The 13,792-nt window shown below is 40.0% G+C and carries 15 protein-coding genes; 3 read left to right on the top strand and 12 right to left on the bottom strand.

Features of this window, described 5'->3' with window-relative positions; translation table 11 throughout:
• Nucleotides 1-537 (top strand): DinB family protein, encoded by a 537-nt coding sequence (locus BLQ87_RS17635; RefSeq protein WP_074609350.1) that lies wholly within the window; start codon nt 1-3, stop codon nt 535-537.
• Here the strand turns inward: BLQ87_RS17635 and BLQ87_RS17640 are convergent.
• The 4 genes from BLQ87_RS17640 to BLQ87_RS17655 all read right to left on the bottom strand — a co-directional run bounded on the left by BLQ87_RS17640 (nt 518) and on the right by BLQ87_RS17655 (nt 2,991).
• Nucleotides 518-1,189 (bottom strand): response regulator transcription factor, encoded by a 672-nt coding sequence (locus tag BLQ87_RS17640; protein WP_074609352.1) that lies wholly within the window; start codon nt 1,187-1,189, stop codon nt 518-520. The genes BLQ87_RS17635 and BLQ87_RS17640 overlap by 20 nt on opposite strands.
• Before the next feature lie 3 nt (nt 1,190-1,192).
• A complete protein-coding gene (locus BLQ87_RS17645; protein WP_074609354.1) occupies nt 1,193-1,981 on the bottom strand; it encodes a sensor histidine kinase in 789 nt (262 codons plus the stop codon).
• A complete protein-coding gene (locus BLQ87_RS17650) occupies nt 1,960-2,481 on the bottom strand; it encodes a hypothetical protein (protein ID WP_074609357.1) in 522 nt (173 codons plus the stop codon). The genes BLQ87_RS17645 and BLQ87_RS17650 overlap by 22 nt, the downstream gene beginning before the upstream one ends.
• Nucleotides 2,482-2,622: 141 nt before the next feature.
• Nucleotides 2,623-2,991, bottom strand: coding sequence for a hypothetical protein (locus BLQ87_RS17655; RefSeq protein ID WP_074609358.1), 369 nt, complete (start codon nt 2,989-2,991; stop codon nt 2,623-2,625).
• 242 nt (nt 2,992-3,233) lie between these two features.
• Between BLQ87_RS17655 and BLQ87_RS17660 the strand changes: the two genes are divergently transcribed.
• Nucleotides 3,234-4,025, top strand: a complete 792-nt coding sequence (locus tag BLQ87_RS17660) for an EndoS/ChiA family endoglycosidase (RefSeq protein ID WP_074609360.1) — start codon at nt 3,234-3,236, stop codon at nt 4,023-4,025.
• A 95-nt stretch (nt 4,026-4,120) separates the two neighbouring features.
• On the opposite strand, the gene BLQ87_RS17665 is transcribed toward BLQ87_RS17660, so the two are convergent.
• The 5 genes from BLQ87_RS17665 to BLQ87_RS17685 all read right to left on the bottom strand — a co-directional run bounded on the left by BLQ87_RS17665 (nt 4,121) and on the right by BLQ87_RS17685 (nt 10,606).
• On the bottom strand, nt 4,121-4,744 hold the full coding sequence (locus tag BLQ87_RS17665) for a phosphatase PAP2-related protein (protein ID WP_074609363.1): 624 nt from the start codon (nt 4,742-4,744) through the stop codon (nt 4,121-4,123).
• A gap of 144 nt (nt 4,745-4,888) precedes the next feature.
• Nucleotides 4,889-6,091 (bottom strand): DUF763 domain-containing protein, encoded by a 1,203-nt coding sequence (locus BLQ87_RS17670; protein ID WP_074609365.1) that lies wholly within the window; start codon nt 6,089-6,091, stop codon nt 4,889-4,891.
• A 387-nt stretch (nt 6,092-6,478) separates the two neighbouring features.
• Nucleotides 6,479-7,582 carry a PepSY-associated TM helix domain-containing protein gene (locus BLQ87_RS17675; RefSeq protein ID WP_074609367.1) on the bottom strand — a complete coding sequence of 368 codons (1,104 nt, stop codon included), beginning with the start codon at nt 7,580-7,582 and terminating at the stop codon, nt 6,479-6,481.
• The gene (locus BLQ87_RS17680) at nt 7,579-9,945 is read right to left on the bottom strand and encodes a TonB-dependent receptor (RefSeq protein WP_074609370.1); all 2,367 of its coding nucleotides are present in this window, start codon (nt 9,943-9,945) and stop codon (nt 7,579-7,581) included. Before BLQ87_RS17680 ends, BLQ87_RS17675 begins: the two co-directional genes overlap by 4 nt.
• A gap of 172 nt (nt 9,946-10,117) precedes the next feature.
• Nucleotides 10,118-10,606 carry a hypothetical protein gene (locus tag BLQ87_RS17685; RefSeq protein ID WP_083361928.1) on the bottom strand — a complete coding sequence of 163 codons (489 nt, stop codon included), beginning with the start codon at nt 10,604-10,606 and terminating at the stop codon, nt 10,118-10,120.
• A gap of 165 nt (nt 10,607-10,771) precedes the next feature.
• Between BLQ87_RS17685 and BLQ87_RS17690 the strand changes: the two genes are divergently transcribed.
• Nucleotides 10,772-11,008 (top strand): hypothetical protein, encoded by a 237-nt coding sequence (locus BLQ87_RS17690; protein WP_074609372.1) that lies wholly within the window; start codon nt 10,772-10,774, stop codon nt 11,006-11,008.
• A gap of 2 nt (nt 11,009-11,010) precedes the next feature.
• Here the strand turns inward: BLQ87_RS17690 and BLQ87_RS17695 are convergent, their stop codons facing one another.
• From BLQ87_RS17695 to BLQ87_RS17705, 3 genes are all read right to left on the bottom strand, one after another.
• Complete coding sequence (locus BLQ87_RS17695) at nt 11,011-11,802, bottom strand: hypothetical protein (protein ID WP_074609375.1); 792 nt, start codon at nt 11,800-11,802, stop codon at nt 11,011-11,013.
• Nucleotides 11,803-11,941: 139 nt separating this feature from the next.
• On the bottom strand, nt 11,942-12,943 hold the full coding sequence (gap, locus tag BLQ87_RS17700; protein WP_074609377.1) for a type I glyceraldehyde-3-phosphate dehydrogenase: 1,002 nt from the start codon (nt 12,941-12,943) through the stop codon (nt 11,942-11,944).
• A 4-nt stretch (nt 12,944-12,947) separates the two neighbouring features.
• Nucleotides 12,948-13,790: a hypothetical protein gene (locus BLQ87_RS17705; RefSeq protein ID WP_074609380.1), complete on the bottom strand. Its 843-nt coding sequence runs from the start codon at nt 13,788-13,790 to the stop codon at nt 12,948-12,950.
• Nucleotides 13,791-13,792: the final 2 nt, after the last annotated feature.

The following is a 13,792-nucleotide window of genomic DNA, read 5'->3' on the forward strand; positions in this document are numbered from 1 at the left end:
ATGAATAAAGAAAAGATAGCTAAAGAAATGGAGGAAACAATGACTGCTTTATCAGCATTGCTTTCCTCTTTTAGTCAGGAAGAAATCAATAGGGTTCCCTTTGAAGGAAGTTGGACGGCTGGACAGGTGGCCAGACACCTGATGCTGTCAAACTCGGGCTTTTTAGAAATACTATTTGGGCCGGATAAAGAAGCTGACCGTCCTGTAGATCAGAAGGTGGAGCAGGTTAAAGCTGACTTTCTGAATTTTACGACTAAAATGCAGTCGCCGGACTTTGTCTTGCCTAAAGCAATGATTTATGATAAAACTGCTTTGCTCGATGCCCTGGAAGATATAAAAGCTAAGTTCGCAGTTGTGATTAACACTTTAGATCTGAGCAAAATCTGTATGGCATTCGAGTTGCCTGGATATGGCTATTTTACCCGATGGGAAGCAATTTACTTTGTTATTTATCATAACCAGCGACATTCACATCAGTTAGGAAATATTTTCCAAAAACTGAAGGACACAGCAGGGACTATAGATCTGCGTCAATAATCTTATTTTTGAAAGCGAAAACAACAAGGCCTGCTACATTTTTAGCGCCGGTTTTTACCAACAGGTTATTTCGGTGACCATCAACTGTTCGTAAGCTGATAGAAAGTTGATCGGCAATTTCAGCAGTCGTAAATTCCTGACAAATCAGCGTAAGGATTTCTTTTTCCCGCTGAGTCAGTGAGGAGCTGGCATCGAAGCCTCTGACATTCGCTTTATTGAGCAACTTGCCCGATTGCAGGGTTTTTAATACCATTTCATTAAAATAGAAACCATTGTGAAAGGTGGTTTCTATCGCATTTTTAAGCTCGCTTAATTCAGAGTTTTTCGCGATATAACCATTTACACCCTGTTGAATCATCCTGGTGATGTGTTTCTCTTCCCCATGAACTGACAGTACAATTACCCGTACGTCAGGAAAGGATGTTTTTAGCTTTCTAGTGGCTTCCATCCCATTCATTTCCGGCATATTCAGGTCCATCAGCACGATATCCGGCTTCAGTTCACCGCAGTCGTCCATGGCATTTAACAATTCTATTCCATTTCCTGCTTCAAACATCACTTCCATATTACCGAAGCTTTTGATGTTATTCACCAGGCATTCCCTGAACATTACCTGATCATCGGTAACTGCTATTCTTATCAATCTGTTCATATATTAAATTTTAACAGGAAAGTAAATGGAAACCCCAAATCCTTTTTGAGCGGTATGATAACTCAGGGTGCCACCATTCATTTCTATCCGGTTTGTAATATTGTGTATTCCCAGCCCTCTGCGTACCTGCTCGTGATCAAAGCCTATGCCATCATCATGGTAATCATAACTGACTTCTCCATTATTGCAGATCAGCATAATTTCAACCCGTTTTGCTTCCGCATGTTTTACCGTATTGCTAATCAATTCCTGTGTAATGCGGTAGAGCGCCAGTTCTATTTCCTGATTTCCGCATTTATCGAGACCCCGACTCTCAAAATCTACCTCTAAACCGTCAGTGCCTTCAAATTGGAAACACAATTCTTCTATTGCTGCTGCAATTCCGAACATTTCCAACTCATTTGGAATCATGTTATGAGAAATCCTTCTGACACTCATTATGCCTTTATCGACCAGAAGTTTGCTTTCTTTAATGAGTTCAATACTCCCGGAAGAGGTATTGTGTTTTTTTTCAAATTGTATGATCTTCATTCCAAGTGTTGAGAAAATACTCCCAACCTCATCATGAAGGTCTTTTGCGACCCTACGCCTTTCCTCTTCTATCTTTTCAATATTGTTGCGGGTTAATTTACGCTGGTAATCTGCTTCGGTTTCTTTTAATTGTACCTGTTGGTTGTAAAATTTCTTCTGGTATACAAAAAAGAGTACGACAACCGCGGCACTGAGCAGGAACATCACGAGCATGCCGGTAAACATAAAAAAGTAAACATCTAAGCCTTCCTGCGTTGCCATAAACCAATAAAGATTAAAGAATAAAGCACGCAAGAGAGAAAGGCATGTAATTGCCAGACGATCATGTTGAACTTCAAACTCAGGGGCAAAATGTAATTACTAAGCATAAATAGTAGAAAACTTCCCGAGAAATAAATAAAGAAGCCGGTATTGATCCAGAATGTGGCACTTTTCTCAATTTGTATGTACAAGGTTTGTTTGGTTATCTTATAATAGTAAAATAGAGAGGTGCTGATAATGATAATGCTTTCCAGCGTCCGTGGGTAGGTATTAAATATATGCCATTTTTGAATATAGAATGCATTGATCAGGCAAAAGACAAGAAATGCCAAAATGAGTGCGATGAACCAGACCTTATCAATAACGTTTTTAAAAACTATCTGGTAAAATAACATGATTGTAGAGAATTCAATCATGGTGTAGATGTGAAGGACCGGAAGATTATTTTTGCTGAATATCCACAATGAAGCGCTGTAAACAGCTAAAATTGCAATTAGCATTAAGTGAATACTAATCACTTTTAGTTCTTTTGGATAAGATCGGAAATACTTTAATGAAAGTATCAATGGGCAAAAAATGAAGCCCATTGAAAAAATTAAAGTAAGATATTCTACTTTTAGTATTTTAGAAAACATAATTTATTATCCTAATGGACTGTCTGGTGGTGGGCAGGTTGGTGGACAAGGCATGGTGAAGTCAAATATATTGCTGTCTTCTTTAATATTTTCAGCCAGAGAAACTTCAGTATTGATCATGTCATGACCATAAATATCTGCCGGAACCATAATTAATCTTTGCTCTCTTCCTTTTTCCATGTCAGTGTCCCAGCCAAAATAAACACGTACATAACTTGCGCCCTTTTCTTCTACCATGTCTTTTAATTCCTGTGCATCAATTAAATAAGATTTGATGAAGTTGCCGCGCGCTGCCCAGGCCTTGGTGATTTGTTGAGCTTCCGATAACGGGATCTCAAAAATACTTTTGTCGTGTTTAGACGAGTGATGTTCCATAGTTGTTGTTATTTTAAGTTATTATTTGATTTGTAAATCGAATGGCATTGTTTCAATTGGTTAATCTAAAATAAACATTTTTTGTTGAGTAGATTGATTATTTGCGCTGTATTTATATTTGTTACGCTCGTGTTATTTATATAGGTATAAATACCTGTTTTTGAATTCAGGTAATGCAACGCATATCTGGGTGATATCAATTGATGAACTTTAACCATCATTTTTAACCCCTTGACTGATTTATGAAAGCTCCTGATCCTCTTTTTGTTACTTATTGGCTAGGTTATGCGAATCAAAAAATGATCATTGAAGAGCTACCGAACGGAATTGACGTCATCAATCTGTTCCTGATCAATCTTGATCCTCAAAAGACATTGCAACACCTGTATCTAACCAGTAATGGTATGACCTGGGCCAGTATTTTGGCGGGGGTAAGGATACAGCAGAATAGAGGGGTTAAAGTTTTGGCATCGATTATCAGTTCACCCAATCCACAAATATCCTGGAATACCATTGCTGATCCTGCGGCTTTCGCAGCAGATGTTTACGATCTGGTAGTGAATACCTGGAAATTGGATGGAATAGATATTGATCCTGAAATGGGGGGTGATATTCCCAATGATACATTTATTGAAGTGGTCTGGCAGCTGTCTAAATATTTTGGGCCCAGGTCTAAAACCGGGAAGACGATGAGTTATGTCACCTATCAATACTATGCGGATGAACAATTATTGAAACAATGTAATGCCTTGTTTGATTACGTGGCGTTGATGGGCTATTTCTGGGATTTGGAAACGATGATCAGTCAATTTGAATTGTATGCAGGTCTGGTGAGTAGTAAAAAGCTGTTGTTTGGCGTACAGCCGGGTCATCATCAGGCAACCTCACTGGCAGAGGCAGTTCAGTTGACGAAATGGCAACCGGATAACGGAGTAAAAGGGGGCATGATGCTCTTTAACATTAATATTGATAAAGATTTTCACTACACAAACGGATTAATTAAAATGCTTAAATCGAGGGAACTGACTTCATAAGTCCGACGCCCGGAATAAAATTATATTGCTCTCAGGCACGTGAACGGGGTAGATCCCAGGATTTACCGCCGTTTACTATTCTCCCTGAGGAAAGCTTATAACTTCTCTATTGATTTTCCGAAATACCAGCAGATCCAACTAAAGAAAGGTGCTGCAATTACATCTGCTGTGTAGTGTACGTGCTGAACCAACAGTAATATCCCAATGATTCCGGAAGCAATAAAAGCAATTGTTTTCTCCCGCTTTTTCTCCAGACATAAGGCACCCAAAAAGATGGTAGCCGTATGTCCGGAAAAGAAAAGATCTTTTGTGATCACATTGGAGCCATAGAAGACTACGGAGCAGGGATCTATTAGTTCTATGATTTCTTTTGGTGGATGAAGTGGAACGATCGAAATGGTAATGATCCTTGCCGCACAGAGAAATATATAAGCCCATAATGCGGTCAGACAAATCGAGGTATTCCTGGACATGCGCATCAGGAAGAAGATAGACATCCCGTAAAGTAAAATAAATATATACAGAGAAACGTCAATAGCAGGGATCTGAGCCAACAACCAGTCATTAAGTGTATATCCCTTCTCCCTGTTTTCTACATAAGAGAAGAAATGAGGAATAAAAATCAGAATCAATGCAAGAATAAAGATTCCCAGGATAAATTTAAGTCTGAATGGCGGGTAATCCCAGGCAATTTGCCAGGAGAATTGTTTAAACTGCATTAAAAGGTTTTGTTGGTATTTCTAAATGTAAATTGAACAAATAACGTAATTAATCCCCTATAAAAGAATAACCTGACTAAGAAAAATTAATTATTCTACGAAAAAAATAAGATGTTTAAACAGGTAATTTGGCGCTTACAACTCTTAAAACAGACTAAGTTGATGTTTTGAAGGAGGTTTCGCGTCACCTAAGACGGTTTTACCGCCATATTTCCAGGAATCGTTGCGTTCTTTTTGGATCAACTCCTCAAAATTGTCATTTGGAATGAAGTTTTTTTCTGCTTTTCGGGCAAGTTCTCCTAATTTAAGAATGGCTTGTTGCTTATCCGACTGACCGATCCTGGCCTGTTGGATAGCTTTTCCCAGTACCTGAATCGTTTCATCATATACTTTTAGAGGAACAGGAAAAGGATGGCCATCTTTTCCGCCATGGGCGAAGGAAAAACGTGCCGGATCTGTAAAACGGGAAGGAGTGCCATAAATAATTTCACTAACCAATGCCAGAGATTGCAGGGTTCTTGGTCCGAGACCTTCCAGTAATAGCAATTCTTCAAAATCTGCCGGACGTTTTTCTTGTGTGAGCCATAACAGGGCACCCAGACGTTTTAGGTCGATATCTTTTGCTTTTACTTCATGACGGTTGGGCATGACTAGTTTTCTGACTTCTTTGAGTATGCGTTCCGGGCCTTCGGTGGTCATGGATAACATGGCGTCGCGGGAAGTTCGTGCCTCTTTTGCAACAAGATTTAAGATCTGCCCCTGGTTAATGCCACAAATTCCGGTATGAGGTTCTTCTACAAAAGAAGCAAGAGCGGAAGAGTGCCAGTGATACCTTCTGGCAGTAGCGCTGTCATTTCGCATTCCTTGTTGAACGACAGTCCACAGTCCAGCTGAATTGACCACAAAATTGTGGGTATACAATTGGAAACCGTCCTGGATAGCGGTATTGTCTACTTTGGCACTCAACCTGCTGCACCTCACCAATTCATGCCCATCAAGACCTGTATGCTGTGCGATGTTTAACAATTCAGCGGGAGTCTGTCTTGATTTTAATCCTTTTCCTCCGCAAATATAAATGCCCAGTTCCTTGCTTCGGGGATTGATTGCTCCTTTTAAAGCGCCCATTACGGAGGTGGTAATTCCAGAGGAATGCCAGTCCATTCCCATCACGGCCCCCAGACTCTGAAACCAGAATGGATCACTTAACCGGCGTAATACTTCGGCTGTGCCATGCTCTATAATAATCGCCTCAGTGATGGCAAGCCCTAAACGAGCCATGCGTTCTGCAAGCCATTTGGGCACATAGCCATAATGTAGCGGTAAGTCGGCTGTTCCGGAAGATTTCATTGCTAACAAAATTAGTAAAAAAAATCAATAGATGAATTTTTCGTCTTTAGGTACTTGTCTGATGCGTAAAAAATCCGTTTTATTTGCGCTTACATTCATTTGACCCTCAGGTAGTTTTTAAAACATCGTTTATAGGCCCGTTGGACCAATCAGGGATCAATCAACCCCCTATTGAAGATCAATAGATGATCAAATGCATGTTAACGGATATGAAAAACATTTTGATCGCATATTAACCGAAATGAATTAAAACAAGAAAGGGATGCTCCATCCAGACGCATCCCTTTTCTAACCAAATATAAACCTGTATGAAACGGTTTTTTCTTAAATCTCTTTATCTTAATTTCTGCTATGTATACATGAATTATGCCAAAATATATAATTAGCCTAATTGTATCGTTTTTTTACTTTTCTCCACCAAAGCAAGGCGCCTGTAATGGAGAGTAAACCAGGTAATAAACCTATAATAACATACAATACTTTAACCGGAGTGCCGCCAAAAGTCCCTGCATGCAATGGAAAAAAGGTCGCCTCTGTTTTTGCCCATAATCCTTTTTCAGTTAAACGTTCCATCGAGATGACCAGGCCTGTACCCGGATCAATGGCGACGGAATTCCCATTATAAAAGAAGGAGGATTGATTCTTCAGTGGTCCGCTAAGCCGGAATAGTTTCTCTGCTTGTGTTGGTAGGTAAATGTGCTGAGGAATCAAATCGGGCATCGCATTACGGGCAGTCCGGAGCAGCTGATCTGCAGGCTGAACAGACAGGACATTTGTAGGAGCAGAAACAGTTTGCTTTTTCCAATAACCTGGATCAAAGGCAAATTTATTCATCCAGAACCCGGTAAAGAAGATGATCAAATTAAAAAACAAAGCCCATACCCCAACGATTCTATGGAGGTCAGAGGAGATCGTTCTCCAGTTTTTCCATTTCATCTTTACCTGAAATGTGAAAACCTTCCAGATGTATTTCCGGTAGATGATCGATCCGGTTATTGTAGATAGCAGCATTGTGATCCCGAATACAGTTGCCAGCAATAATCCGGGAAGCCCTAACTGGAAACTCCAGTGGAACTGTAATATCCAATGCATAAAACTTGGATTGAAATCCTTCAGATTTCCGTCCCGCAAAATTGCTCCTGAATATGGATTGATGCTCATCATCCCCAAATCATAAGTACTGATTTTTCCATCGTTCTGATACAAACGGAATTCATATGCTTCATCAGTTGCTGCATTGGGATTTAGCCAGGCTATGCCTGTTAAATGAGCGTGCTGCCGACCAATCTTTCTATAAATGGTATCCAGTGATAATGCCTGCCCTTTAGGTTCTACATGGAGTACTTCTGCGTTGATCATCTGATCAATCTCTTTTAAAAAGACAAGGGCAGAACCACTTAGTCCCAACAACAAGAGAAAAATACCACTGATCAAGCCCAGCCAGCTGTGTAAAGAGAAAATCAGGACACGTGTAAAATTTATTTTTCTCATTTGATCTGGTAACTTAAACCAATTCTGTAGTTAAAAGGATCTCCCAAACCTCCGGTTACCGTACTTGACCTGCTCCCTGTGAAATAATGTTTATTCGTTAGGTTGTAGGCATTAAACTGGAGGTTGTACGGGCCCTTGCGATAGTTAACAGCAGCATCAAGTACCGTGTATTCCGGAAATAGAAAATTCTGGTTGCTAATAAGGCCTACCTGATCACTCACATACCTCAGGCCACCAGCAATTCCCAGCCCCTTGATTAAACCGGTGTTGACGTTGTATTTTAACCACAGATTGGCCATATGTTTAGGCGCGTTGTTAAAACGGTCCCCTTTTTTTCCAAACGCGCTTGTACTTAATATGATATGTTCATTATAGGCATATCCCATAATTACATTAAAGTTCCGGATCGTTCCCATAGCGGTAAATTCAACCCCTCTGCTTCGTGTTCCATCAATTGCAGCCTGGCGGTGGGAATTTTCTTCTGTCGGCGCAGGTGCCAGAATATTGGCATAGTTGATCTGGTAAAGTGATACATTGGTTGACAATTGCCGGTTAAAGAAATCGCCTTTATAGCCAATTTCATATTGTGTTGCTTTGCGGGTAGGGAAGGGGCCTCCTGAAAGCACATTGTTCGAGGTCTGGGGATTAAAAGATTTAAGATAAGTCCCATAGATAGACATATTTTCAGCTGGCAGGTATACGAATCCCAGGCGGGGGATAAGTCCTGAAGCCTGCAATTCATCACCCTGCTTATTATCTCTGCTCGAAAGCGGTGTTTCTTTAGCATCGTATGAATCGTATCTAAGGGAAAGTAATGCTTTTAACTGCCTGCCGAAGCTGATTTGGTCCTGCAGGTATATGCCTGCAAGGTTTGTAATGCGTTTATTGTCATCAGACTCTTCGGCTGCAACCGAAGCTGCCGGCGGATCATTACTATAATCAGGATTAAAAATCGAAATCCTGGAGGCCGCTTTGTATTGGTAATCGTTTTTAGTCCATCCGTATCTGTTGTAATCCGCACCTCCGGTCAATTGATGTTTTAATGGTCCTGTCTTCGTTTCATAAGTTAAATAGGCAGTAGTCTGGAGACTGAAGCGATTGGTTTCCCAGTCCTGGTAACCTCTGCTGATGGAATCATTTTTGATTTTCCCTACCGGGATATGATCGGTATAATCCAGTGCGTTATTAACCACCCGTTGAACTGCTGTCATTTTTAAACGGTCATTGAAACGGTGATTGAAGGTAAGTGTGGCAGAAGTATTGTGGGTTTTTCCATAATCTGTAGGACTTTGAATGGTTAGATGATCCGGGTAGTAATTGAAATCAAAAGTGCCATCGGGTCTCGTGCGGATAAAGGTTCCATTGTCGTATTGTTGTACGGTCTTTTGATAAGCATAATTGATCTCCAGGTTCAATTCTGTTTTATCGGAAAAAAGGTAAGTCAGGGAAGGGGCAATGAAGATGTTCTCTTTATTTTGGCCATCGCGGAAACTCTTCGATTTGTCGTACCCTATAATGGCGCGGTAAAGCAGTTTTTTGTTTCCGGACAATGGCCCGGTGAGGTCAAGGGATGCCCTGCGGAAATTCCAGCTACCCAAAGATAATTCGATGCCATATCTGTTTTGTGCCAGTGGTTTTTTGGTAATGAAATTGACCACCCCGCCAGGTGCACCTTCACTAAATAAAGCGCCCGAAGGACCACGTAAAAGTTCCACCGATTCTACATTGTATAATAAGGGCTGCTGACTCCATAAAAAGAGATTACCTCTGATGCCGTTATACAGTAAAAAGCTGGCATCTGTCGGGGAATAGGCAGTAAATCCACGCATATTGAAAGAACCATTTCCATTGTTTGCTTTCATTCCGGTAAACGTACCTGCAATCTCGTTTAAAGTGAAAGCCTGACGGTCTTTTATCGCCTGGGAAGATATGATTTGTACCGATTGTGGCGTACTTAATAAAGGAACATCCATCCGGGTGGAACTGCTGGAGTTTTGGACCTGATAAGGATTTTTTATGCGATTGATGACCACTTCTTTCAGCTCCTGTTTACTTTTCGAAAGTTGCAGGTGGAGGATCGCAGTTTTCCCCGGATTGATCATCAGGTTTTGTTTACTCGCGGTGTATCCGACATTAGAAACGATCAGGATGTAAGTCCCGGCGGGGATAGCTTTTAAAATGAAATTTCCATCTAAATCTGTTTTTGTGCGGATGTCGGTATTTTGAAACTGAATGGAAGCACCTGATATAGGCTCATCCTGAAAGGACACGATGTTACCTTTTAAAGATCCTGTACCGGATTGTGCCAAGAGTTCAGTGCTCAGGAGGAATAAAAATATAATGGAGAAAATCTTGATTTTCATTTTTTGTAATTGATTTTTTTAAAATAATGAAAGACACCAAGCCTAAAAAGCAGGGTCTGTTTGAAAAAAAAAGCAGTTTTTATTTTGCAGAATACACTTCAGCATCAACACAGGCAATATTAAATAATAGCCGGGGTTCGATACGGAAATAGGATTTTTAAAAATAAAAAGATTAAGCAGTCCTGAATTGGGGTGGTTTGAAAATGTCGTTGGAAAACGAGGAAGGTTTAAAATGAAGGTAAAAAGGGTTGAATTCTCTTCTTTGAAGTGACAGCAGGCATTCTGCTACTTTAAGCCGGTTCAACTTACAAAAAAAGAGAACATTTGCTTTCTCCTGACTTTGAGCCCTTTGTTTTTCTTCATTTTGTTCGGCTTGTTGTAGCTTTTTTGCTAAAACGCAGCGACCATTACAATGCATCTGAGGTTTGTCTTTATTTTCACAAAGCGCATTGGCGATGTAATCCTGATTCATTTTAAAGGCCAACATAATCCCAGCCTTATTAAAGGATTGCAATGCAATGATCAGGAGTAATAATATGCAGACGGGTTTTCTCAATGAATAGGCTTTCGATGGGGACAAAGTTATCATTTTTTTGGTAAAGGAGGAGGAATAGAAAAGGACGCTCCCACTTCTGGCAATGGTGAAAAAATGAAAATTCATTTACCGGTAATTTTCTGCTGTTCGGCGGTATTTTTGTCCGCTTCAACCATAAGGTCCTTTAGTTATTTCAACAGATGCTGCATCTTTAATTTAAATATCAGATGAGGGAGCATTGAGGTTCACAATTGCAAACCATCGCATTTAGAAATATTAAATCTTACAGCAATGAATATTGTTATTTTTAAAACGTCAGTTCAGGAGAAAAGCGACCTGATCTCTATAAAGCCAATTATGAACACCCTGTTTGGGGAAAAGAACTGGTCTTTTGCCTTTGAGGATGTCGATAAGATTCTGAGGGTGGTGAGTTCAGTTCCCTGTGTTGCCGCAGTAAGACAGATTCTAATGGACAATGGTTTCCTCTGCGAGGAACTTCCTTATTCACTAGACGAATTCAAGGTTTAACGCTATTTGAATTCTTTGATGTCCACAATCCTGTCGTCGTCATTGTATTTCAGAAATGAAATGCTTTTTTTGTTTTTCTGAAAACTATAGTTGTTTTGAATCCAGGCGTATACCCCTGGTATATCCTGAGGAACATCTCCTTTTAATAATTCGGTTGATACTTCAGCTGAAGGATAATGAACCTGGTATAGAGACTTTTGAACCAGGAAGACTGCCGTTTGTCTGTCCGGAGACATCAATAAAAACTGGCCCTGAATTCTTTCTGCGGGATTTTGTCTTTTGATAAGGTAAGCCTTGGCATTTACATTCGTAATAAAGAAATCGTTGTCCACCAGATATCCCGCTGCACCAACTCTATTGATTCCTTTGGTGAATTTTTGATCCTGACTGCCATTTGAAGGGCGGTACAAACTGATCACTTCCAATCCCTTGTCTTTTAGACTGATGATGTATGATGGGCTAACTAGTCCCGTGCTGTCGGCCAGTTGAACCAGCAAAGATGTTTTTTGCGTATTAATGAATTGAGCAGAAATAAATTTATCAGTGGATTTATTCTTGTCGGAGGCATCGGTTTGAATGCGAACAGTAGTGTCTCTGAACATCACGCTAAACTGTTGCGGGTGGCTATTGGCGACGGTATAAATGGTAAGAGAATCAGATTTTTGTTCCGGATAACGGTTAAAACCTTCATTTTTGGTTAGTATTCTTGGAAGGTAGGATTTCGTTTGTTCCTCTTTTTTATTGCATCCAATAGAAAGAGTGATTAAAGCAAGGGCATATAAGAATAACTTCATAACCAGAAAATAAGATGGAAAATTAATTTTCCGCAAAGATAAAAAAGAATAGTATGATTTCTTAGTAAATAACAAGAAAGGGATGTTCCATCCAGACACATCCCTTTTCTAACCAAATATAAACCTGTATGAACGGGTTTTACTTTAAATTTCCGTAGTACTCTACGAATTTAGCTAATGCATTAGAATAGCCCCATTCGTTATCATACCAGGAAACCACTTTTACGAAGTTGTCATTTAATGCAATACCTGCATTTGCATCGAAAATTGACGCATGATCATCTCCTATAAAGTCAGAAGAAACAACTTCATCTTCTGTATATCCTAATACACCTTTCAAGTAACCTTCAGAGGCTTCTTTCATGGCAGTTTTAATTTCTTCGTAAGTAGCCGCTTTTTCTAAGCGCACTGTTAAATCAACTACAGATACGTCTGCTACCGGTACACGGAAAGCCATACCTGTTAATTTTCCTTTTAAAGCAGGGATTACTTTTGTAACCGCTTTAGCAGCTCCTGTTGCAGAAGGGATAATGTTAGAGAAACCTCCACGTCCACCTCTCCAGTCTTTCGCCGAAGGACCATCTACTGTTTTTTGTGTTGCAGTAACCGCGTGTACTGTGCTCATTAAACCCTCGATGATACCGAATTTATCGTTTAATACTTTAGCGATTGGTGCTAAACAGTTAGTCGTACAAGAAGCGTTAGAAACCACAGTTTGATCAGCAGTTAACTGTTCGTGATTTACACCCATTACATAAGTAGGGATCGAATCATCTTTAGCCGGAGCAGAAAGAACAACTCTTTTAGCGCCTGCCTGAATGTGTTTCTCTGCATCAGCCTGAGTTAGGAATAATCCAGTAGATTCAATTACAGTTTCTACACCTACTTCATCCCATTTCAAGTTTGCAGGATCTCTCTCTGCTGTGATGCGGATGGTTTTTCCGTTTACTACAAGGTGTCCGTTTACTACTTCAATTGTACCATCAAAACGGCCGTGAGTAGAGTCGTACTTTAACATATAAGCCATGTAATCCGGCTCCACTAAATCATTGATCGCAACAATATCTAATCCTCTTTTTAAAGCAGCTCTAAAAACCAGTCTGCCGATACGGCCAAAGCCGTTTATTCCAATTTTGCTCATTTTGTTAATTTGAATAGTAGTTTAGTAAATTATATATCGGTTCTTTAGTAATCGATGTAATTTCCAGTTGGTGTCTTTTTGCAGTTGCCCGCAGTTCCTCCTGGAAGTTTCCCGCAACAAGGCCTACAAAATGTATTTCTTTTCCGGGGTGTAATTTCATTGTTGGCAATAAGTAAGTATTAAAGTAGCTTTCAAAACCTTTTTCAATGATGTCCAGAAGGAACTTATCCGTTCTGTTTTCCAGGAAAAAATCAAAGAAAGAACTTAAAAACTGTTGCGCCATCGGACGCTTATAAACGCGTTCCAAAATCTGTGGGCGGTCAAGGTTATATTTAACCTCAAACTTCTTCTGTAGGTCTGCAGGTAACTTTTCCTGTACAAAATTCTTCAGAAGCGTTTTTCCCAGGTAATTTGCAGAACCTTCATCTCCCAGAATATAGCCTAATCCGAAATTGTTTTTCTCCGGATTTTTGCCGTCGAAATAAGCACAGTTTGCACCACTGCCTAAAAGTCCGACAATCCCGCTGTTGTTGTAGCAGGAGGCTAATGCTGCACCATAAAGGTCATCTTTAACCGATATTTTGCTATACCTGAAAAATTGGCCCAGCGTTTCAGCAAGCTCATTCCTTCTTTCCTCTGATGAAGCACCGGCAGCGAAAACGTAGATTTTCTTAATGCTTTCCGCATGGTTCACCAGGATGGATTTTTTATTTAAAAATTGAAGTATAGACTTTTGATCATTAAAACAAGGGTTAATTCCCGGCATACTACATTCTGCAATGGTTTTCCCGTCTCTGGCAATTTTCCAGAAGGCTGTTTTTGATCCGCTATAAACGACTGCTATCATAA

This window comes from Pedobacter steynii, assembly GCF_900103665.1.
GTDB classification, from domain to species: Bacteria; Bacteroidota; Bacteroidia; order Sphingobacteriales; family Sphingobacteriaceae; genus Pedobacter; species Pedobacter steynii.